Source organism: Arthrobacter sp. ERGS1:01 (genome assembly GCF_001281315.1).
Lineage (GTDB): Bacteria > Actinomycetota > Actinomycetes > Actinomycetales > Micrococcaceae > Specibacter.
Map to the genome: position 1 here is coordinate 34486 of NZ_CP012478.1, position 22413 is coordinate 56898.

Genomic DNA, 22413 nt, shown 5'->3' on the forward strand with positions numbered 1-22413 from the left:
GGGAGGCAACCGCGCAACTCATGAAGCTGATGATGCAAGTTGACTTTAGTCGTCGTCCCATTCATCGCGCAGCGACTTGCGCAGCACATCCACCTGCACGATTAGGGCCCCTAGCAATTCCTCGCGACTGAGCCGATTAGTGGTTCGGTATGACCACGTTACGTCCCCGTCCCGGTCCAGAACTTTGAGGAGGACAAAGGCTTCCAGGGCCGTCTCGCCCTGTTCTAGCGGATACACTTCCAGCCCATTGAGCACTTGCTCGACCGGTACTCTTCGTTCTCCCGCAGCAGGAGCTCCTGAATGACTGCCCATGAGGAGGAACTGTACATCTGGTGAATGGAGATCTGCCAACTAGCTTCCACCGCATTCAAAGAGACCACTATTCCCGCCATGCCCAGCCGCGGCCCAGTTGCGTCGAACACGGTCCCAGTACACGTTGGAAGAAGACACACTGAAGGCCATGATTCCGGGCTATTGATGTGATTCCGATCTTTGGCATGAAGTCCTCTTGCTAGGGTTGAATCGCTTCTGGACCCGGTCTGCCTCAACCTTCATTTGGCTGCCCTTCTGGCTTCAATTCGGCGCTCATTCCATCCGTTCCTGAACAATTTTCCAAGGATTTCCATTTCTTCGTGAACTTTTTTCGCCCAGTGGGCAATACATAGTGTGACTACAGACGCCGACATCATCCGCAGATCCAGTGAGAGCCCTCGGGCTTTCACTGAGCTCTACGATAAATACGCCCGCATGGTCTTCCGCTATGCCGCCCGACGCGCTGGTGATTCCGCTGCCGAGGACGTCATGGCCGAGACTTTTCTCGTTGCCTTTGAGCGGCGGGATTCCTTCGACCTCACATGGGACGATGCCCGGCCCTGGCTGTTTGGCATCGCCACGAACTTACTGCGCAAACACCACAGGACCGAGGCGAAATTGCTGAGGGTCCTAGCCAAGTCCTCCGGCCGTGATTCCTATGCGGACAGCACGGACAGGATCGCAGAACAGGTTGATGCTGCGGCAGCCACGTCGGCCATGGCCGTTGCACTGCGCAAACTCTCTGCGGCTGACAGGGAATGTATTTTGCTCTACGCCTGGGCGGAGCTGAGCTATGAGGGTATCGCCGAGGCAACGAAGGTGCCGATCGGCACTGTGAGGTCACGACTCAATCGAGCCCGGCGGATCCTAAAGGACGCCGCCGGCCCATTCCGACACAACACCGAGGAGGCAGACCATGGACGAGCTGAAGCTACTGCGTGAAATGCGTAACGATTTTCCGATCGTCAAGGACTCAGTGATCAACGGCGGACGTGACCGGCTCCTGCAGCGGATCGCCTCGGGGGCTGGCAAGAAAAGGACCCGACGCCCGCGCAAAGCCCTGCGCATCACCTTGATGACAGCGGCAACGCTGGGGCTTGTCACAGCCCTCGTGGCTGGAAACGTCATTGGCCTGGCAGGCTGGCGAGGAGCCGCCAGTGCCGAAGCTGCAGAAGTTTTGAACAGCGCAGCCGAACTGGCCATCAAGACCTCAGATCCGGCACTCTTGCCCGGTCAGTACTTGAAGATCGAGAGCACCAACCTGTGGCTGACACAAACTGCTCAGGCAGTCGCGGCGGGCGATAAGGATGTGTCAGGGGAACCGCTCTCATGGCTCGACACCGAAAAGATGTCCATGTACGTGCCAGCCAACCGTGACCACGAATGGATCTGGGACCGCTCAGGACGCATACCCACAACGTTCTTTAGCGAGCAGGCCAAGGAATTCGCCTTGCAGCAAGCCAAAAGTATGGGTGACACTTCCGAACACCTCAAGGCGGCCAACGGCGCGTTCTATGGTTCACCCAGCAGCTTTCCCAGTGAAAAAGAACTGGCGGGCTACTCCAGGAATCCGTGGATGCTGCTGAACGGCATCTATCTGAAAACGCTCGGCGCCGGCCAGTCCATTGACGGCGAAGCACTAGTCTGGATTGCTGATCTGCTGTGTACAGGTCTAGTGCCCGCGGACTTGCGAGCTGCGCTGTACAAGGCTGCGGCAATGATCCCCGGGGTCACAGTAACTCAAGACCAGGCAACACTGGATGGCCAACGAGGGGTCTCCATCGGCCGGGCTGAGAAGGCATCGAACATCCGACAGGACATCATCATTGATCCGGCCACAGGTCAATTGATCGGGGAACGGCAGATTACACTCGTACCTTTGGGCACCATCCCCGCTGGGGCAACAATCGGCTGGACGACCATCCGCACCACAGTCGTCGATTCAGCCCCGTAGGGAAAGGCGAGACACAAAAACTTGCTTGTGCGGGTGGTTCAACGAACGGGACCACCCGCACAAGCAGACTCACAACTACCGTTTCAGCTATCCGTCTCTGGAATCAGACGCAGCAAAGCAACCAATTCCCATAGGAGGTTCGACGAACGGGACTGGCGGTTTCTCCAATTCACCCGCCACTGCTTATTGGTATTCATATTGACACGTGCAGGGCTTCGCAGTCGCCAGGACCACCAACCATGCAACTTGTCGCGTTGTACGCTGACCCAATGGGATCACTTGATGATGAGCCGCCGAATGAAGGTCCACGACAATGGCCGGCTGATTCTCTTGAGGGCATGCCGCCCAAGAAGCGTCGGCTCATCGTATGGTGGCTAGTCTTCTCTTGCCTGCTATACCCAGTCGTCGCGTTTCCATTGGAGCTCTTGGGCGTCCCCTTAGGTTTGACCATAGCGCTTGCATTCCTTGTCTTCTTAATCGCAGCCATTCCGATCATTCGGTCTGCGCGGAAAGAGCGCCACACACTCCACAACCTAGAAGACGACCACCCGCAAGGACCTGAAAACACGAACCGTCGTGCGCCGGATCATTGACTGGTCGACAGCCGACAACCTCCCCCGCAAGCGGCTCAGACACCGCAACTTCGAAGGGTGTGACCAATCGAAGTTGACGGCCATACCAGGGCCAAGGACTAACAATTTCTCTGCATCCGTTGATCACCAAGGACACCCCATGAAGAACTTCGAGCTCCCTCGAATTAGTCTAATCTGGCTGGGAATTGGAGTCGTTTTCTGGTTCATCATCGGGCTTCTCACGCTCAATGATCAAGGATTTACATGGAAAGCGATGCTCACTTTTGCTTTGGCAGCTGCATGTCTGGCCGGCGTCATCCTTGGCACACTTGCAAAGAAGCGCAACATTCGAGACTGACGACCAGTGGGACTGACCAGCATTCGCTTTACCCAACTACAAATCGCTGGTTCCGTGCCGCAGAGCGTTCCACTTACGGGGGGCGATCGCAGTGCAGAGGACTTTGGACACTCAGCGCAGTCGTCTTTGGAAAATGACAGCTGCCTGTTGCCCAGCTTGGAGCAACCGGTCACCCTTGCGTAAGCGCCGCCATTATCCGCGTTTGCGCACTGTCTCGATCCACACCCGCATCGACCAGCGCACGATCCAGGCGGTCGCCATGGACACTCAGTACCCCGAACAATAGGTGCTTGATCCCGACACGATCGGAATGCAGCTCCCGCGCGGTGCGCTGCGCCGCCTTGAGGGCCTCCAGAGACATGCGGGTGAATGGGAACTCTTCTGAGGTGTCCTCCGGACCAGGGGAGGCGAAACGCACAATCGCAACACGTAAGTCCTCCGGCCAGACGCCCAGCGCCGTCTGCACCATGTTCGGATATGCGTGCAAAAGCCCCAATAGTAAATGCTCAGGACCGATGCACGAGTCATGCATCCTCCACCTTGACTCTTCCTGAGCCAGGACCACCGCCCGCCGAACATTGTCGGTGTAGTTCCCTGAGAACTTCGAACCGGTCATGCCCCAAAGCGTAGTCTTCGCGGCTCGCCGGCACCACGGCCGAGCCTCCCCGGAGAAGGATGTCCTGACCCGGCCGCTAATCGACCTGCGGCCGTGTCAGGCTTCCCGCTCACGGTTCCCGCTACGGACAGGCTCTGGGTGGCTTCCATTGGCAAGCTGTAGTCCAGTGGCTACCTGGCTCAAATCGCCCTTAGCGTAGGATTTTTTTAGTTTTCTGTGGTTCCCCCATGAACGCGTTCAAGGCTGCCGCGAGGCTGGCTGTGGACCAGCGTGTTGACGGGACCTCGGCGGCGAAAGGCGGCGGCTGGTCGTTCGGCGGAAGCGCCGGCCAGATGGTTGCCCCGTCGTAGCGGCAGTTGATCCCGGCACTTTTCGCCCGATACGACACGATTGGGTCTCTTGGTCCCATGGAATGGATCTATCTATAAACTGAGTGTATAGATAGTAGGGTGAACAAGACTCTTACCCTTCTGGGGTTGCTGAGCCGTGAACCGAGCTACGGCTATGACCTGAAGCATTCCTACGACCGCTATTTCGGCGCCCAGAAGCCGCTGGCTTTCGGGCAGGTGTATTCCACGCTGGCCCGTATGATCCGCGACGAACTGATCAAGGCATTGGGTGAGGAAACCGGCGGTGGCCCGGACCGGAAGAAGTACGAGATCACACCAGCTGGCCGGGGCCGGGTCCGTCATTGGCTGTTCACTCCCGATGTTCCCTCCGAAACTCTGCAGAGTGAACTGTTCGCCAAGACTGTTGTCGCCTTGCTGATCGACGACGACGCAGAACAGTTGCTGGACGTGCAGCGCGGGAAGCACATGGCGCGGATGCGTGAGCTGACCCGGCTCAAGCGCGACGCCGATCTGCTGCAGGTACTGATGTGCGACCACGGGCTGTTCCACATCGAGGCCGACCTGCGCTGGATAGATCTGACCAGTGCCCGCCTGACCCAACTCAAGATGGAGCTGCAGAGCGCATGACCACGATTGACACCACTTCACCCATCCTCAGCGCCCGCGGGCTGCACCATTCATTCGGTCAGACCGAGGCACTGCGCGGGATCGACCTCGACGTTCACCCCGGAGAAGTCCTGGCCATCATGGGCCCGTCGGGATCAGGCAAGTCCACCCTTCTGCACTGCCTCGCCGGGATCCTCACCCCCGCAGCCGGCACCGTTACCTACATGCCACGCACAGGGGTTCCCCAGGACATCAGTGGCCTGGGCGAATCAGAACGGTCCCGCCTGCGGCTGACAGACTTCGGCTTCGTCTTCCAGTTCGGCCAACTACTCCCGGAGCTCACGGCCCTGGACAACGTCAGCCTGCCCCTACTGCTGGGCGGCACGAAACGCTCCGAGGCCTTGCGCCGCTCGACGGAGCTGCTGGCACGCCTCGGCTTGGACGGATTCACGGGCAAGGTTCCCGGGGAACTCTCCGGCGGCCAGGCCCAGCGCGTTGCCATCGCCCGTGCCCTGGTTGGTGCCCCTGCCATACTGTTCGCCGATGAACCTACCGGCTCACTAGATTCCCTGGCGGCGGAGAATGTCCTGACGCTGATGCTCGACCTTGTGCGGGAAGCGGGCACGACCGTGGTGATCATCACCCACGACGCACGCACCGCCGCGTACGCCGACCGCGAAGTTATCGTGCGTGATGGAAGCGTCTCTGCCGGCCACAGGATCGCGGCATGAACCCGGCCGTCCTGAAACTGGCATTTTTGGGCAGCCGGTCCTCGTTGGGCCGGATGGCCGGCATCGGTGGAGGGGTAGCCATCGGGGTGTGCCTGATCCTGCTCCTGTGGAGTGCGGCCAACGGGCTGGCCCAGCGCGATGCCCGCGGTGCCTGGTTAAAGGAGATGGGCCAGTCATCGGTCATCGCCCCGCCGGCAACCGACGGGCCTGTCACCAACGCAACCCTGACACCGATACCACTGACGCCGGAAAGAATTCTGCTCGGATTCCCGGTGGACATCTTCCGGGACCAGTTCATCAACCACCGGGACATTGCCGCCGTCCCCTCCACCACCGTGAAAATTCCTGGCATCCCGGCTCCGCCAGCTCCCGGGCAGTACTACGCCTCGCCCGCCCTGCAACACCTGATTGAATCAACCCCGGCGAACCAGCTCGGGGCCCGATATGGGCAGTTCGTGGGCACGATCAACGACTCAGCCCTTCCCGGACCCGATGCCCTGGTGGTCATCACCGGGGCCACCGAGGCACAGCTGCGTCAGGGCCCGGCAGCAATGCTCGTCACAAGCTTCACCAGCAACCCCTACGGCGAGAGCGCCAGCCTGTACCGTACAGCCCTGCTGGTTGGCGGGATTGCAGTGCTCTTCCCCGTGCTGTTGCTGGTCAGCATAGCGACCGGGCTGGGGGCAGCCCAACGCCGGGAGCGCTTTGCGACCCTGCGCCTGATCGGTGCTTCCCCGAAACTGCTCCCAGCCATCGCCGCCGTCGAGACAGCCATCCCCAGCCTGGCCGGGGCCTTGCTTGGAATCATCCTGGCCGGCGGGCTTAGACCGGCCGCAGTTCAAATACCCGTCAACGACATGAGAATGTTCCTCGCGGATTTCACCCCCGGGACTGGATTCACTGCCACTGTCGTCGCGGTCGTGGTCGCCGCGTCTGCACTAGTGGCGGCGGTCCGGACCGCCCGGACCGGCATCGGCCCGCTGGGAGTGACACGGGCCATGCACGAGAGAACACCCACCGTGTGGCGGGCCGTTCTGCTGCTGGCGGGACTGATATGCATGGCCACCGGGACCGTGTTCACTAGGATCTATACACGAGGGAACCCGTGGACCTCGCCACTATTGATCGGCGGTTTCGTACTGACCGCTGTTGGCATCGTGACCATTGGCCCGCTGCTGACCCGGGTGGTCAGCACCATGGCTCTGCGCCGTGCGCGGAGCGCCTCAACCGTCATCGCGACGAGCCGGATCCGGGGGAACCCTGTAGCTGTGTTCCGCTCGGTGTCCGGGCTGGTCATCGCCGTGTTCATGGTCTCTGTCTTTGCCGGAGGCATCAGCGCGATCGAAACCATTAATGCACCCACGGCCCGGGCCGGACTGCTCCTGCCCGCCAGCATTTATACCATGCTCGTGCCCGGCACCGCCCCAAGCCAAGTCACCGGCGCCGCAAAGAATGCTAAGGCACTGGCCGGGATTCGCGCCGCCACCATCGGCTACGCCCCAACACCGCTGGGCCAGGGGGACAGCATGGACATCTACATTCCGACAACTGAGGCGCCAACATTAGGTTTTACGGAAACCCCAACGGCGAAGATCGCCGCCTTCGACGCGTCCTTTCTGGAGTCCTGGACCACCAAACCGGTCCCACTTACGGCTGCACCGGTCGACAGTTTGGCTGGACTAGTTCCGGTCGTGATGGTGATCAGCACCGACGGGACCCCCGAGGCCATTGACAGGGCACGCACGTCCCTGAACACCTCCGGAGTGACCAGCATGCCCGCCACCTCCCATGCGGACCTGGCCACGATGAGCAGCACCCGAATAATTCAGGGATTGTCGGCCCTTGCCTACATCGGCGTGTTCGTCGCCGTCGTTGTCGCAGGAATATCCCTTGCAGTATCCACAGCCGCCGCCATCCTGGACCGCAAACGCGTGCTGGGCCTGATGCGGCTGATTGGCATGCCCGTTTCCGCACTCCGCAAAGTCATCATCCAAGAAGCCATCATCCCGCTCCTGGCCGTGCTGCTGCTATCGGTCGGGCTCGGGTTCTTCGTCGCCTGGCTCATGGTCACCTCCTTCGGCGGAGGCAGAACCATCAGCTGGCCCAGCCCCGAGTACTACGCTGCGCTGTCTCTCAGCCTGTTACTCGCCCTGGCGGCTGTGACTGCCACCTTCGGCATCATCCGCCCAAACACCGCACTCACGTCCACCCGGTTTGAGTAAAGCACCGCGGGCCCAGCGCCCGTTTGAATCGAGGGAGGTGCGCCCTCAGTGAGCACCCCGCTTCCATGCAATTAGGTGTCCCGCTGAGCGTGACCAAATGGACGGGCGGGTCGGTTTCGATGCCGATCTTATCCACAGCACTTCACCGTTCCAGTGGAGCACAGGCTCACAGGCCGTCCAAAGCATCGTGGTTGATTCGCGCGTCGCGGCGTTTGGACAAATTGCTCAATATCAGGGTGATGAGCAGCCCAAAGCCAAGGGAAAAAGCCCAACGAATTAGCATCGGAACGCCGGTGTAAACGTCCAGTGCGACATTGGCCGCGAGTGTGGCAAGGATGCTCGTGATGACGATCAGGTGATTCCTCATATAAGCCAGAGTGCCAGCCCAGCGGCGCCAGTAACAAGTCGAATTTGCCCGTATAAGGGTTCGGCATATGGGGACCGTTTTTGACTGGTCGGCCCGTCGATGCTGGACGAGGCTGGTTTTTTAGGCTTAGATTGTGTCAGAACTCGACTGCGAAAACTAATGTTGTCAGAACCGGGTGAAGACCGTTTTCGACTGCAAGGAAGTGATGCCGTGAACCTCATTGGTTATGCCAGAGTCAGTACGACTGACCAGGCATTGGATTTGCAGCTGGACGCCTTGGATAAGGCCGGCGCGTTCAAGGTCTTCGTCGACAAGGCCTCCGGGGCCACGCAGGAGCGCCCGGGCTGGGAGGAATGTCAGTCGTACTTGCAGCCGGGCAATGTGCTGGTGGTCAACGATCTGAGCAGGCTCGGCCGCAACGCGGCTGACCTGGCCAGTATCGTGGCTTCTCTGGCAGAACGACAGGTGGGGTTCCGTTCTTTGCAGGAGCCTTATCTGGATACCTCCACCTCTCACGGGTTGATGATCTTCCAGATCTTCTCTGCCCTGGCGGAGTACGAGCGCAATCGACTGCGGGAACGGACCATGGACGGGCTCAGGGCCGCCAAGGCCCGAGGGCGCACTGGCGGCCGACCCACCAAAATGACACCCACCAAGGCGGCCACGGCACATCGGATGCGATCCGAAAAGTTCACTATCAAGGCAATTGCCGAGACCATCGACGTCAGTGAATCCACGGTCGTCAGAGAGCTTTCCAAGGAACGCAAGACCCTTAGATAGACCCAGATAAATGGGGTCAAAATAGGCGTAGATTCGCGGAATTTCAGTGTTAACGTTGGAGAAATGTCCAACGATTGGAAGAACTGGCGTGGTACGTAAAAAAACGAAGTACGACATTGACGGCCAAATGAGTTTGGATTCATTGTGGTCAGAACCAGAGGAGACACGGAATGAACACGCACGGGCAACACGCCATGGAAACGATGAGGAATCACGACCCGAAGTCGTTCAGCGAGATCCAGGATCCCGAGACGTACTTTTCGAACTTGGGGACACAGATCGAGGACCAGATCGGGGACGTGATGGACAGCCTGATCCAACACGACACGCAAGGTCGATCAACGCTGGAAATCCTGGGAGAGCGCAACATGGCTCGGTTCAGGGCACGCGAGCTGGTGTACCAGGAGAGGATCTACGCATCCCTGCCGCCGTCGGAGGAAGAGATGGAGGAAACTCCGGCGGTGGCCCTGGACGAGGACCAGAGCTAGACCATCAGCTTGCGCCGGCTGCAGCCGCGGTACAGGACCAAGCTTTCCGGCCTGTCTCGCAGGACGACCTAGCCCCGTCGGGGCAGAAGGCCCGTTTCGCGGCGAACTATGAGGCAATTCGTGTCGTCCGCTTGCTCGAGGTCGAACAACGCACAGCAACGATAGAAGAACAGCGCAGCTTGGCCAGGTGGTCCAGCTGGGGAGCCGTACCGCAACTCTTCGACAAGGAAGACTGGGCTGAGGAACGCGCCACGTTAAGGGCGGCATTGACGGAGAAGGAGTTCGACGCTGCCTCCCGAACGACGATCAATGCCCACTACACGGATGCGGGCATTGTCCAGGCAATGTGGGCTGCCGTGGAGCAGCTGGGGTTCACTGGCGGAGACGTTCTGGAACCGGGGTCAGGCTCGGGCACGTTCATTGGCATGGCTCCAGCGGGGGCGCGGATGACTGGTGTTGAGCTGGACCCGCTCACGGCCAGTATTTCCCAGGCCCTGTACCCGCAGGCGCGGATTCGCACCGAATCGTTTGCGGATACGCAGCTGCAGAGAAATTCCTTCGACCTGGCCGTGGGCAATGTCCCCTTCGGGAAGACTGCCCTGTACGACAAGGCGTTCAATCAGGGTCAGCATTCGATGCACAACCACTTCATCATCAAGTCCCTGGAAGCGGTCAAGCCTGGTGGCTACGTCGCGGTGCTGTCTTCTAGCTTCACTCTTGATGCGGCGAACCCGGCAGCACGCCGGGAAATGTCCGCGATGGCTGACTTGGTGGGCGCCGTGCGCCTGCCCACGGCCGCTCACCGTCGTGCCGCCGGCACGGATGCCCTGACCGATGTCCTGTTCTTCCGCAAGCGCGAGGCAGGCCGGGAACCGGCCAACACCGACTGGGAAACCGTGGGCCCGGTCATCGTTGACGGCAAGAACATCAAGATCAACCACTACTTCGATACCCACCCGCAGAATGTCCTGGGCCAGATCACCGTGGGCACGGGCATGTACGGGGCAGAGACAGTGACCGTCAAAGCGGATGGAGACCTCTCGGCCGTACCCTCCCTGCTGGGTGAGCGACTGCGCCACATCACTACCGATGCCCTGGCCGAAGACCGTGGTCATACCCCCGCCCAGACAGTTGCCGGCAAGGAGCCGGCGGCCCTGCTGGAAGCCGGTCAGGCGGCGTGGGACGGAACGATCACCGCCGAGCGCAATGGTTCCTTTACTGTGCTCGAACACGGCCAGTCCGTACCCCTGGAAGTCCCCAAGTCCCATGCCGTTGAAATGCGCGCCCTGTTGGGGCTGCGTGACGGTGCCCGAGCATTGATGGAACTGGAAGCCGCAGACCGGGAAGACACCCCGGAAATGGACGCCCACAGGGCCACGCTTCTGGCCGACTACAACCGGTACGCAGAGAAATTCGGACCGATCAACCGGTTCACGACGAGGGAACGGACTGATAAGGACACCGGCGAGACCATCGTTAGTCGTATCTCGGCTCCTGCTGTGAAGAAGCTCCAAAGCCTTGATCCCTTCGGTAGCTTGCCCAGTGCCCTGGAAGACTTCAATGCGGAAACGCAGAAGGCACTACCAGCAGGGCTGTTGGTACACCGCCAGGTGCAGGTTCGCAAGCCTGTCATGGGTGCTGACACCATTGATGAGGCCTTGGCTATCTGTCTGGATAGCTATGGTGCCCCGGAGCTGGACGTCATTGCTGATCTGGTGGGCAGTAGCCCGGAGGAAGCGCGGGCGCAGTTGGGCGAGCTCGTCTTTGACGACCCCGCCACCGCTGCTCTGGTGACGGCGCCGGAGTACCTCTCCGGTAATGTCCGGGTGAAGCTGGACGCGGTCCGTGCAGCAGCCATTGAGGACCCGCGATGGAACATCAATGTCGCCGCCCTGGAGAAGGTCCAGCCCACCCCGGTGGGCATGGAGGACGTTGAAGCCCGCCTTGGAGCCGTATGGATCAGTGTCGAAGACCACCAGAGGTTCATTCGCGAGACCCTGAATGACCCGCGAGCATCGGTGAGTAGTGTCGGTTCTGGGATTTGGCGGGTCAAGGCTGACCGCGGCACGGTCAAGGCCACCAGCGAGTGGGGAACCCACCGCCGGCCCGCCCCGGACCTGCTCCAGAGCATCCTGGAGCAAAAGAGTATCCAGGTTGAGGACACGGACGCCGATGGCAAGAAGGTTGCCAATCTTGAAGAGACCGAGGCCGCCCAGGAATCGGCCAACGCGCTGCAGGAGCGCTTCGCGGAATGGGTGTGGGAGGAACCGGAACGGGCCACCCGGTTGATTGATGAATACAACCGCCGCTTCAACTCCATCGCGCTGCGCGATTACAGCCAGGAAGGTGCGCGCCTGACCTTGCCCGGGCTGGCCGCATCCTTCAAGCCGCACCCGCACCAGCGCACCGCGGTTGCCCGTATCATCTCCGAACCGTCCGTGGGCCTGTTCCATGAAGTCGGTGCGGGAAAGACCGCGGAGATGGTGATGGGGGCGATGGAGCTTAAACGCCTGGGCATGGCCACCAAGCCCATGGTCGTTGTCCCCAACCACATGCTGGAGCAGTTCACCCGTGAGTGGTTGGAGCTCTATCCGCAGGCACGCCTGCTCTCTGCCGGCAGTGATGACATCAAGACCGTCAAGACGGACAGCAGCGCCCGCCGGCGCTTCGTTGCCCGCGTCGCTGCGAATGATTGGGACGGGATCATCATCACCCAGACCGCGTTCAAGAGCATCGGGGTGAAGGCCGAGACGATCGAGGCGTACCAGCACACCCTGATCGGTGACGTCCGGGAAACCATCACCAATGCCATGGAGAACGGCGAGGACCGGACCACGGTGAAGAAGCTGGAGACTAAGCTCCAGGCCGAAGAAGAGCGGATGAAGAAGCTCATGGACACGGCCCCGGATCCGGGCCTGACGTTCGAGGACACCGGCGTCGACTACCTGTTCGTGGATGAGGCTCACGACTTCAAGAACCTGCGCACCGTCACCAATATCAAGGGCGCCGAGATCACCGGTTCAGTCCGTGCCACTGACATGCACCTGAAGTTGGAGTACCTGCGCTCTACCCATGGTGAGCGCGTGGCCACCATGGCCACCGGTACCCCGATTGCGAACTCTTTGACCGAGGCGCACGTCATGCAGCGCTACCTGCGCCCGGATTTGCTCCGGGATGCCGGGGTGGAGAACTTCGATATTTGGGGTGCGACGTTTGGTGAGACCGTCACGGCCATCGAGATGGACGCCGGCGGCCGGCTGAAGAACAAGTCCCGGTTCGCCAAGTTCAAGAACGTGCCGGAAATGCTGCGTACCTTTCACGTCTTCGCGGACGTGAAGCTCTCCGAGGACCTGAACCTGGCAACACCGGATTTGGTGAAGCGCCCCAGCGACGGGGAGCGGCAGCCCGAGCTGGTGTTGATCCCGCAGCCTCTGGAACTGGCCGAGTACATGCAGGGCCTGGCCGAGCGGCTGGATAGCCTCAAGGGTTGGGCCCAGAAGGGGGCGGATAACGCCCTGACGGTCTACAACGACGGCCGCAAGGCCGCCCTTGACCTGCGGATGGTGGGCATCGAGCCCCAATCCGCGACGAAGATTGACCACGTAGTGGCCAACACCTTGAAGGTGTGGGAAGCCAATCGCGAGAACCAGTACGAGACCGGGTTCAACTCCGGGACCATGTCCGCCCAGCGAGGTGCGTTGCAGATCATCTTCTGCGACATGTCTACCCCGTCCAAGGACAAGGGCCCGGACGGGCAGCCCGTCTGGACCGCTTACCAGCAGATCAAGGATCAGCTGGTAGCCGGCGGCATTCAGGCTGACCAGGTGAAGTTCATTCATGACTTCCCCAAGGCCGAGCAAAAGGCGGCCCTCTTTGAGCAGTGCCGCAGCGGCGACGTCGCGGTGCTCCTGGGGTCGACACCTATGATGGGTACCGGTACGAACGTGCAGCTGCGCGCCATGGCCCTGCATCACGTGACCTGCCCCTGGCGCCCGGCCGACCTCACCCAGCGTGATGGCCGGATCATCCGCCAGGGCAATGCCAACGCGGAGGTCTACAACTTCCAGTACGCCACCATGGGCAGCTACGACAGCGCGGCGTGGGACGGGATCCAGCGCAAGGCCACCATGATCAATCAGGTCTTGCGCGGGCGCCTGGACGTGCGCGAGCTCGAAGACGTGGGAGACCTGGCCTTGAATGCCGCGCAGATCAAGGCCGCCACCAGCGGTAACCCGCTGGTGATGGAGAAGATCGAAGCCGACGCAGCGCGGACCAAGCTGGAACGACTCAAGCGTGCCTTTGAGAAGAACCAGAGTTCTCTGCAATGGTCCCGTGCCTCGGCGCAATCGACCATTGACATGGCTGGGCAGAAGCTACCGGCCGTGCTGGCCGCCATGTCCACCATCCTGTCGACGCAAGGCGATGCCTTCACGATGACCTTCGGTTCACAGGCCGTGGACACAAGGGCCGACGCCGTGGCCGGCATCTACGACTGGGTGAAAACCAACACCCCCGACTTCGGAAACTTCGCCCACCGCCAGCATGACTACGGCACCATGGCCGTCCTGGGCGGGCAGGAACTCGTGGTCTCTAACGCGGCCCACCAATCCCGCCTCGGCTCCTACCAAGACCTGGTGATCCAGGTGAAAGGCCTGCCGGACACGGGAACAGTGTTTAGCCGGGGATTGATTTTGGAGGGCGGGACCGGGATGGTGACCAGATTGGAGAACCGGGTCGCCGGGATCCCCGACGTCGCAGCCAAGCTGCAACGCACCATCGCTGAGAAGCAGCTCGTTCTGGTCGACATTGACGCCCAGCTCGGCAAGCCCTTCAAATACGAGGACAAACTGGCCGGCGCCCGCGAGAAGAGCAAGGAGCTCGACGCGAAACTCAAAGCCTCGATGGAGAAGACCGAGCCGAAAACACCACAGCCTGAGGGTGGGCAACCGGGGAATACTCCCTTGAAGGATCCGCGCCTGGCAGAGGCGTTGGAGGCACAAGCCTTCGCGCAGAGTCTCTTCCGTTCCTCACGTCCCCAGCCAAGGAGGCTCGACCATGGGGATCGAAGCAACGCACCCACACCCAATCCCGCGATTCAACGCAACGGACCAACACGAGGGGGTCCCGACCGGGGAATCTCCTAAACCCCATTCACTCTATGTAGGGTGAACAAAGAAGCCCCGCAATGCGTCCCGCTATGACCCACTGTGGGGCTTCTTCATGCCGCGATTGTGGGCTGGCTCCGCGGTACGACGGAGGTTTCCAACGACCTGGTACTCGCGAGCTCGCACCAGGTTAGTGGGCGTCCGCTTCGCGGCCGGCTGTTGGGTGGGTGGTCCCGGCTCCGCAAGCTCCGCCGTGCCCATCCACCTGTTTCTACGCTGCGCGTTTTTGTTGGTGTCCTTCGGATTCTACGTGTCCGCTCCACACCGTCTAGCCCCTCCTTCGTCGGGGCCTTCGTCCGGTAAAAGCATGTTCCGGCGCTCGTTCCTCGCTTATTTCCTCCACATGTTTTCCCGGTCTTGCCCTGCGGGTAGACAGTGCTCCGTCGGACACAGCTACGCAAGCTTCGCCACCAAACAAAAACAACGGGGAGAAGAGAAAGAGGCTGGCCGGGTAACACCGCTCGCTCGCCCCACACCCAACGAAGGAGACCCGCAATGCTTGCTACAGCTCTGAGAACCACCTGCACGGTGGACACCCACGAAATCGTTTCCGGCGTCCGTGTCTTGACCGATGCGCACGAGGACGGCGGTTACGAGTGGATGGAGAAGATCGAGGAAGAAGGCTGGGTTGCCTGCGGGGCATGGGGTGTTGACGGCTGGGACTTGGGCCAATGGCCTTACGTCATGGTGGCCGTGACCAAGACCGCCGACGCATCCGGGCCGTTGTTCGGGATGGCAACGTATTGCGAGGGGGACGTGAAGACGACGTTCTACCGCACACAGGCCGCGCACTGGGAGGCCATCACCGCCGAGGCATTCAACGGGTGGAAAAACCGTACTGACGGCCCGCCTAACCTGCCGGACACGGCCGACCAGCTAGCCCCGGAATACCGACAGCCCTACAGCCTAAACCTGAGCTAGTTCCAGCCTGAACTATGGAGCGGCGCGGAACCTAGATGTCAGAAGTATCTAGGTTCCGCGCTCAATCCCTCACAAGTTTCAGAAGGAATCCAATGAACGCTCAGATGGCCGGCGTTGAGAAGCCGGCCCCTCATGCTGGTTCCCGTCCGCTAGCGCGGCCAGGAACCGAAGACCTGGTACTCGCGAGCTCGCACCAGGTTATTGGGCGTCCGCTGCGCGTACGACTGTTGGGGGTGGCCCCGGCTCCGCAAGCTCCGCCGCGCCCACCCCTGTTTTTGAAAACCGCTGCGCGTTTTTTGGTTGCTGTCCTTCGGATTCTACGTGTCCGCTCCACCCCGTCTAGCCCCTCCTTCGTCGGGGCCTGCGCCAGGGAAAACATGTTCCGGCGCTCCTGCGTCGCTTATTTCCTCCACACGTTTTCTCAGTCTTGCCCTTACGGGTAGACAGGGCTCCGTCGGCCACAGCTACGCAAGCTTCGCTAGCAACCAAAAAACAACGGGGAGAAGAGAAAAGCAGCTGGCCGGGTAACGCCGCTCTCGCACCCCACCCTGACCAAAAAGGAAAAACCCTCATGACTGCTGTATCCGAAAACCCCGTGGCCACCGCTACGGAACTGCTCGACCCGACCACGCTCACCGTAGACACGAACGTCCGCAAAGAGGCTGCCCTGACCCCCGAGTTCGTGGCCTCCATCAAGGAACACGGTGTGCTCGTCCCTGTTGTCGGCCACCGTGCTGAAGACGGAACGGTGCACGTGCAGATGGGCCAGCGCCGCACGCTGGCCGCCGTCGAAGTTGGCCTTACCGCCATTCCCGTCCATGTCGTGGCCACACGGGAAGAAGCCGACCGGCTGGCCACCCAAGTGGTGGAGAACGAGATGCGCCGCGCCCTGACGGACGCCGACCGCGCCGACGCCTACCACCAGATGTCACTGCTCGGTGTCTCGGCAACCATGATCGCCAGAAGAACAGGAGCCAAGAAGGCCACCGTCCAGACCGCGCTGGCCGTCAAGGCCAACGAGACGGCCGCCGCCGCACTCGCCCAGGGACTGACATTGGAGCAGTCAGTTGTGATTGCGGAGTTCAGCGCCAACCCCGAGGAAGCCAACGAACTGGAAAAGGCAGCGTTGGAAAACCCGGGCAACTTCGTCCACAAAGCCCAACGCATGAGAGACGATCGGGCAACTGCCGCCCTGATCGCCACGGCCACCGCTGAAGCTGAAGCCAAGGGCCTGACCGTTCTGGAGGAGAACCCGAACGGATGGGACTACAAAGGCCCGGCCGCTAGCATCTATGATCTGACGACCGCCGAGGGTGAGAAGTTGACCGGTGCGGATGCCGACGCCGTGTACCTGAACACCGGCTACAGCGGAATCAGCGAGCGGCTGTGCGTCGCGGATTGGAAAGCCCGTGGCCTGCGTAAGGGTGGCAAGCCCGCAGCCGGGGGCATGACCGAGGAAGAGAAGCTGGCCAGAAGAACGACGATCGAGAACAACAAGGCCGCTGACTCGGCCGAGGTCGTCAGACGAGAATTCTTGGTCGCCCTGCTGTCCCGGAAGACGGTACCGAAGGACACGGCACGGTTCATCGCCCACACCCTGACTCACTCCTCGTACCTCGTGGCCAAGGGCACCAACTATGCCGCGTTGACGGCCACGCTGCTGGGATGCGGAGCAGACCGGGGTGAACTGCAGAAGCATCTGGCCAAGGCCACGGTGAAGCCGGAAATGGTGTCGCTGGCGATCATGATCACCGCCTACGAGGCCTCGATCGATCGCACGAGCTGGCGACACGAGGACGAGAATCACTCCTACTACTTGAAGCAGCTCGCAGTCTGGGGTTACTCCCTCAGCGACGTTGAGAAGCTGATGAGCAGCAAGTAGAAACAAGAAAGGAAAAGCACGGAACCTAGATGTCAGAAGTATCTAGGTGCCGTGCTTTTCACTTCCCTCAAAGTTTAACAGCATGCAGCCCTCGGAACCAACCGCAGTGCCCGGTTTTGAAAACGCGGCCGGTGCCGGAGCCGCCACAGATAAGTGGGAATCTCACCGCCCAGGGCCGGTGCCGTCACCGGCACCGGCCCACCGCCTCGAGCGGGTGGTTGCCTAACGTGTCGGGTAAGTGCTTTCGAGCGGAGGAAGGAGCTTGACTCGGCTCTTGTCGTAGTATGCGCACAGGCCATCCAGTGGGAAATGGACGGCAACACAAAAGACCTGGTCACTACCGCCAACGTTTACACCGAGGGAAAGAACCTCCCCGAAATCGTCGCGGCCTTCAACCTTGACTCGCTGACGAGGAGGACGTGAAGCTTCGGAAATAGTCATCCCTTAGTGTCGCCCAAGAATTCTCGGTCGTGGTGGATGTTGTGAAATGTGGCGGCCGGCTTCGCCGGCACAGGAGAGGTTGGGTGCCTGGCCAGGTTGGGTTTCCCCTCGCCCCCAGGTGCACGGCAAAACATTCTGTCCTTCGGTGTTTTCCCGCACACAGGTGGACGACGGGACCCATGGGACCGGTTGTACACAGTCATCAGGTCACGAACATTGGTGTCTCACATTGGGTGGGCCGTTGACTGGGCACAACCTCGTGGAAGGGTGGCAGCCGGCTACGCCGGCAAAAGCAGGTTTGTGTGTGGATTGGTTTGGGTTTCCCGATGTCCACAGGTGGACAGCAAAAGAGTTTGTCCTTCGGTCTTTTCCTGCCCACAGGTGGATACCGGGGCCCATACTGACCGGCTGCACACCGGTGCCAGGTCGGCTGGGGTCCCAGAGGTTTCGTTGGGTTTTCCGTCACCCGTGCACAGCCTGGTGCGGGGGTGGTGTGGTCAAGAAGGTGGGTTTGTTGCACGAAGGGAAGTGGATGGGAGGTTGTCCCGGCGTAGCCGGGACAACCTCCCATCTGCTGTTTTGGTGAGTGGCTACTTTGCAGAGGCCGTGCACATCCACCGGTCGCGGTGGTGAGGTACCTGCCCGTGGTGAGCTGGTGGTTGTGTGCGGGTGTTCGTTTGGTTCCTGCTGTCCACAGGTGTGCGGGAAAAGACCGAAGGATCAATCTTTTGCCGTGCACGTGTAGTCAGGAGGCCATGAACCTTGACCACCGATTCTTGAAGGAGTTTTTACTCGGCTGCGGGAGCAGACGTGGTCCTTTTCGGACGTCCGCCTGAGGACTTAGTTGCCTGTTCGATCCCGAAGTCCTTGAGGTCCTTCGCGGTCCACCCCTGCCGCAATGCGGCTGCGTGATTTTGGTTGTGTTCGCGCTCAGCTGCGGCCAACAACTCTCGGGCCTCAGTGAGGGCCAGGCCGCTTTCTCCGGCACGACGCACGGCCTGTATTTTCTCGTCCCGATCCTGGGACAGTCGGCGTTCGGCTTCTTCGGTGATCTGGTCGATAGTCATGCTTTCAGCCTAGGTTCCCACCGTGGCCCGCCGCAAGGCGAAAACCCAAAACCAAACCAGGAGCGGAGCAAGCTGGGCATTTAGCTATGCTAAATGGCTTACAACCTCGCTTTCGCGCTCGGTTGGTGGCAAACTGGGTTTGCGTCCCCGACGTTGTCAGGGTCGCTGCGCTGGGCCATTTGATAGGGAAAGGGGACTTAGTTGCCAGCTCGTATCCGTTCTGAGAACGTCAGTGGCGGCCGAAACGCTCAACCTTTCCAGGTCAAGGTTTCAGAGCACGAGCGTGCCGCTCTATTGCTGCGTGCTGATCGAGCGAAGAAATCAGTTCCCCGCCTGTTGCGAGAGTCTGCTTTGACTGACGGAGGTGCCGAAAGGCTCGCAGTTGAGGTTGAGGTTAAGGAAGAACTTGCAGGGATTCGAAACCTTGTCCGGTCCCTGAGTAACAACATCAATCAGCTCGCCAGGCACGCGAACTCCACTGGCGAATTTCCTGCCGAGGCGGCCACTGCTGTTGCCGCAGTACAACGTGCTGCGTTACGCGTGAACATGATCCTGGCGAAAATGGAACAATCATGATTCCCAACGTGGTGACCGGCAACAGAATGCAGGGATTGATCCGATACCTGGCTGGTCCTGGCAAGGTAAATGAACACACGGACATTCACCTTGTATGCGCATCAGATCAAATCGTTTCTGTCCTTGATGGTCAGGCTTTGACCGGTGAAGCTGTTGCACTTTTGGGGCAAGAGATGAACTTCCCCAAGAGCGCCTTCCGCCCTGGTGAATTGGCCAGGGATCATGTGCTGCATGTTTCGCTCGCGCTTGATCCTTCCCAGCTGGGTGAAGCTGGTGTGCGTGATGATGAGTTCTGGGAGAAGGTTTCTCGCCGGTTCATAGCCCAGATGAGCTTGGATGGTGCAGACGGCAAGAGCCCCAACCGATGGGTTGCCATTCGCCACGGTGTGAGTACCAATGGCAACGACCACGTACACCTTGCGGTGTCGATGATTCGTGAGGATGGCACCTGGTGGAGTGACTACAAGAGCAAGTTTAGGTCCCAGCAAGCAGCTCGTGTCATTGAGAAAGAATTCGGGCTGAGGATCCTCGGCCAGGGAGTCAAGACAAAGGGTTATGCGCCCGGTGAGTTGCTCTCCGTTGCACGACGCCGTGCCGAGGCAAAGTACGTCCAAGAAGCGAAGTTGAACCCTCTCCAGGTGCCTTGGAAGTTGTTGGATTCTACAGCCCGCCAACACCTCATTGCCGAGCAGTCCAAGATAGAGCAACCTCGGTTTGAACTGGCACGATTCATCCGGGCCTCGGGGGCCGGCGCACAGTCCGAGGGTGAGTATGTTCGTCGCCTGCGCGGCAATGGATTGCTGGTTCGCCCGTATTACGCCAAAGGATCAACGGAACAGGTAGCCGGCTATTCGGTGGCCCTGAAACCAGTGCATGGCGAACGTCCTATTTGGTACGGCGGAGGGACCCTGGCCAAGGATCTTTCCTTGCCCTCGTTGCGCGCCGGATGGTCTGAGTCGGACGCCGCTCTGGCATTGCCTGAATGGAAAGCCGCAGCTAAGAACCGTGCCTTCGCTGCACCCGATGATGGGGCTGTTTCGTCTGTTGAGCTCGGCGCCTACTTCAAAGAACTCGCGGGCTACCTGGACACCGTAGTCAAGGCAGATGTGAAGGACCTGGCCCAGTACGCGCAGCTCGCACGCGACGGTGCGGGGCTATTTGCCGCCTGGTCCGTAGCGGCCGGCAAGGAGGGGGATGAGAACGCCAAGGCCCTGGGGGATGCCTCCGATTTGTTCGCACGCCATGCTCAACTTTCGGACCAGCCAAAGCGTGCCGTGCACCCACCCTCACGGCTCTACGCTGACTTGTGCACGCACATGGCCATCAGCAAATCCCGCCGTGCCGGAGCAGTGGCCATGGTCAAGGCCTGGTCAAGAGCTGGCAAGGAATTGGGCCGGTCTTTCGAGGCTATAGGGGTGGCACGAGCGTCACACCATTTGTCCACTGAGCTGCAGAAGCGACTGGATGGCGTTCACGATTCCTACCGGCTGAGCAATCCCCTGCCGGTGAAATCACCTGCGCAGGTTGGGAGAACGCCGGGGGATTCCTCTCAGAAGAAGGTCGAGTCCAGGTCAACTGTCGTTGCTGTGGTGGACCGGCCCGAGCAGGCGTCCACACCAGTCGTTAGGCCGTTGACTCAGGCTGCGCGGATGGAAGCCACGGTGGCGAAACTACGCTCCCAAGGCGTGGCCGAGGAAGCCATTGACGCGATTCGCTTTGCGGAGTCCCAACAGAAGTTCTCACCTGGTGCGCGGGGCCCTGCCGGCACTCCCCCAGGTGCGCAGAAAGTTGCTCGTAACGATCCACCACGCAAGGGCCGCGGCCCGGATAAGGGAGTCAGCAGATGAGTGCAGCAGGAGACGGCATTGACGATGCCTTTGAGGAACTGTTCCGGCATGGGATGGTGCTCTCATCACAGATTGGTCGGGAAGTCTCCCGAGTCTGGGAACACCTGCTGAGGAACAAGGCAACGCTTTCTGAGCGCGAAGCTACTCGTCTGCAGCTGGCGTTTGATACTGAGAAGCGCACGGCCTTGTCGGTGTTGAAACCGACCTCCCAGAAAGCCTGGTGGGATCAGGCAAAGCCGTCCGAGGTAGCAGAGGCGTACCGTATTGCTACTGCTTGGTCAGCCCACGACCCAGCAGCGGCGGACGCTGCGAAAGTGATTCAGGAACAAGCCGCTGCGCGTTTCGGCTTGGACGAGGATGCTCTGTCCCGGCTCGCTCCGGAAGCAGTGGCAGGTGCGGCAGTGCCTGCGTTGATGGAGAAGCAGCAACGGGCTGCGGACCTCGTTCACACCAAAGCCTATTTCGCTCAGGCCAACCCGGAACGACTGAGTAAATACGAGGCCGAGGTCCGTTACTCGGATTCGGCTGAAGATACTGTTACCGAGCAAAAGCTCCTCATCAAGGAGTGGCGGGCAGCTACCGGTCAGAATGCGGAGGCCGCTGCTGATCTGGGGGCTGTTGTCAGTGAAGCGAAGACTGTCCGTGGGCAGGCTCACGGACTGGAAGAGGTTGCAGCTGCAGAGTTTGTTGATGCGAGGGAGGGGCGCGTCGAAGCTGAGAAGGCCCTTGCCCAGGGTCCCAGCCCGGCCGAGGAAGCCTGGTACCGTGACACGTTCTTGGCAGAGTCCCCTGAAATAGATCAGGCCTATGAGAACAGTGCCAATGCCGCCAGCGCTGCGCGCAAGGATGACACTGCAGGTACGCGGCGGCTGGGGCAGGCCGAGGCGGCTCATCTGGCCGCTGACCGGCAGGAGGAGCTCGTGGCCCGCCTGCGTGCCGGTGTTGGTGGTGAGGAAGGTGTTGCTGCCCTGGAATTCGCCCAGGGACAACAGAAATTCCCGATTGCCCACGCGGCCGCCGGCAAGGGCAGGACCGTGAACAAGGTCAAGGCCAACGCACCTCAGAAGACGGCAGCGAAGGGCAAACTAATCTCCCGATAGCGCAGCTCGGTGCACCGTGTTGCAAGCAAAAGGGAACCTGCAGATCAGAAATACCAAA

At 60.6% G+C, this 22413-nt stretch carries 19 protein-coding genes; 15 read left to right on the forward strand and 4 right to left on the reverse strand.

All coding sequences use genetic code 11. From position 1 onward, the window contains the following. Window positions 1-45: 45 nt before the first annotated feature. Window positions 46-237: a hypothetical protein gene (locus tag AL755_RS23405; protein WP_054009801.1), complete on the reverse strand. Its 192-nt coding sequence runs from the start codon at window positions 235-237 to the stop codon at window positions 46-48. Between the two features lie 429 nt (window positions 238-666). On the opposite strand from AL755_RS23405, the gene AL755_RS03505 reads away from it, so the two are divergent. The 3 genes from AL755_RS03505 (at window position 667) to AL755_RS03515 (ending at window position 3196) form a co-directional block, all read left to right on the forward strand. Further along, the gene (locus tag AL755_RS03505; protein WP_237762472.1) at window positions 667-1254 is read left to right on the forward strand and encodes an RNA polymerase sigma factor; all 588 of its coding nucleotides are present in this window, start codon (window positions 667-669) and stop codon (window positions 1252-1254) included. Continuing rightward, window positions 1229-2266, forward strand: coding sequence for a CU044_5270 family protein (locus AL755_RS03510; protein WP_054009802.1), 1038 nt, complete (start codon window positions 1229-1231; stop codon window positions 2264-2266). The genes AL755_RS03505 and AL755_RS03510 overlap by 26 nt, the downstream gene beginning before the upstream one ends. Before the next feature lie 732 nt (window positions 2267-2998). Beyond that, window positions 2999-3196: a hypothetical protein gene (locus AL755_RS03515; protein WP_054009803.1), complete on the forward strand. Its 198-nt coding sequence runs from the start codon at window positions 2999-3001 to the stop codon at window positions 3194-3196. A gap of 169 nt (window positions 3197-3365) precedes the next feature. Here AL755_RS03515 and AL755_RS03520 read toward each other — a convergent pair whose 3' ends face one another. Further along, complete coding sequence (locus AL755_RS03520) at window positions 3366-3812, reverse strand: Clp protease N-terminal domain-containing protein (RefSeq protein ID WP_107503798.1); 447 nt, start codon at window positions 3810-3812, stop codon at window positions 3366-3368. Window positions 3813-4039: 227 nt separating this feature from the next. Between AL755_RS03520 and AL755_RS24240 the strand changes: the two genes are divergently transcribed. From AL755_RS24240 to AL755_RS03535, 4 genes are all read left to right on the forward strand, one after another. Beyond that, the gene (locus AL755_RS24240) at window positions 4040-4162 is read left to right on the forward strand and encodes a hypothetical protein (RefSeq protein ID WP_272946690.1); all 123 of its coding nucleotides are present in this window, start codon (window positions 4040-4042) and stop codon (window positions 4160-4162) included. Between the two features lie 99 nt (window positions 4163-4261). Further along, window positions 4262-4789, forward strand: coding sequence for a PadR family transcriptional regulator (locus AL755_RS03525; protein WP_054009805.1), 528 nt, complete (start codon window positions 4262-4264; stop codon window positions 4787-4789). After that, complete coding sequence (locus AL755_RS03530) at window positions 4786-5499, forward strand: ABC transporter ATP-binding protein (RefSeq protein ID WP_054009806.1); 714 nt, start codon at window positions 4786-4788, stop codon at window positions 5497-5499. The genes AL755_RS03525 and AL755_RS03530 overlap by 4 nt, the downstream gene beginning before the upstream one ends. Further along, complete coding sequence (locus tag AL755_RS03535; protein ID WP_054009807.1) at window positions 5496-7721, forward strand: FtsX-like permease family protein; 2226 nt, start codon at window positions 5496-5498, stop codon at window positions 7719-7721. The genes AL755_RS03530 and AL755_RS03535 overlap by 4 nt, the downstream gene beginning before the upstream one ends. Before the next feature lie 166 nt (window positions 7722-7887). Here the strand turns inward: AL755_RS03535 and AL755_RS03540 are convergent, their stop codons facing one another. Beyond that, window positions 7888-8088: a hypothetical protein gene (locus tag AL755_RS03540; protein WP_054009808.1), complete on the reverse strand. Its 201-nt coding sequence runs from the start codon at window positions 8086-8088 to the stop codon at window positions 7888-7890. A gap of 210 nt (window positions 8089-8298) precedes the next feature. Here AL755_RS03540 and AL755_RS03545 point away from each other — a divergent pair, with 210 nt between their 5' ends. From AL755_RS03545 to AL755_RS03565, 5 genes are all read left to right on the forward strand, one after another. After that, complete coding sequence (locus tag AL755_RS03545) at window positions 8299-8868, forward strand: recombinase family protein (RefSeq protein ID WP_337589552.1); 570 nt, start codon at window positions 8299-8301, stop codon at window positions 8866-8868. A gap of 203 nt (window positions 8869-9071) precedes the next feature. Continuing rightward, entirely contained in the window at window positions 9072-9356 is a 285-nt protein-coding gene (locus AL755_RS22775; protein ID WP_150117010.1) for a hypothetical protein, read from the forward strand. 179 nt (window positions 9357-9535) lie between these two features. After that, window positions 9536-14500, forward strand: a complete 4965-nt coding sequence (locus tag AL755_RS03555; RefSeq protein WP_150117011.1) for a helicase — start codon at window positions 9536-9538, stop codon at window positions 14498-14500. A gap of 516 nt (window positions 14501-15016) precedes the next feature. Beyond that, a complete protein-coding gene (locus tag AL755_RS03560) occupies window positions 15017-15442 on the forward strand; it encodes a hypothetical protein (RefSeq protein ID WP_054009812.1) in 426 nt (141 codons plus the stop codon). A gap of 571 nt (window positions 15443-16013) precedes the next feature. After that, entirely contained in the window at window positions 16014-17324 is a 1311-nt protein-coding gene (locus AL755_RS03565) for a ParB/RepB/Spo0J family partition protein (RefSeq protein ID WP_054009813.1), read from the forward strand. Window positions 17325-18553: 1229 nt separating this feature from the next. On the opposite strand, the gene AL755_RS03570 is transcribed toward AL755_RS03565, so the two are convergent. Next, entirely contained in the window at window positions 18554-18832 is a 279-nt protein-coding gene (locus AL755_RS03570) for a hypothetical protein (protein ID WP_054009814.1), read from the reverse strand. A 201-nt stretch (window positions 18833-19033) separates the two neighbouring features. Here AL755_RS03570 and mobC point away from each other — a divergent pair, with 201 nt between their 5' ends. The 3 genes from mobC to AL755_RS03580 are packed head-to-tail and all read left to right on the forward strand — an operon-like array spanning window position 19034 to window position 22355. Continuing rightward, on the forward strand, window positions 19034-19408 hold the full coding sequence (mobC, locus tag AL755_RS22210) for a plasmid mobilization relaxosome protein MobC (RefSeq protein ID WP_082368872.1): 375 nt from the start codon (window positions 19034-19036) through the stop codon (window positions 19406-19408). Beyond that, window positions 19405-21255 (forward strand): relaxase/mobilization nuclease domain-containing protein, encoded by a 1851-nt coding sequence (locus AL755_RS03575; protein ID WP_054009815.1) that lies wholly within the window; start codon window positions 19405-19407, stop codon window positions 21253-21255. Before mobC ends, AL755_RS03575 begins: the two co-directional genes overlap by 4 nt. Continuing rightward, a complete protein-coding gene (locus AL755_RS03580) occupies window positions 21252-22355 on the forward strand; it encodes a hypothetical protein (RefSeq protein ID WP_054009816.1) in 1104 nt (367 codons plus the stop codon). The genes AL755_RS03575 and AL755_RS03580 overlap by 4 nt, the downstream gene beginning before the upstream one ends. Window positions 22356-22413: the final 58 nt, after the last annotated feature.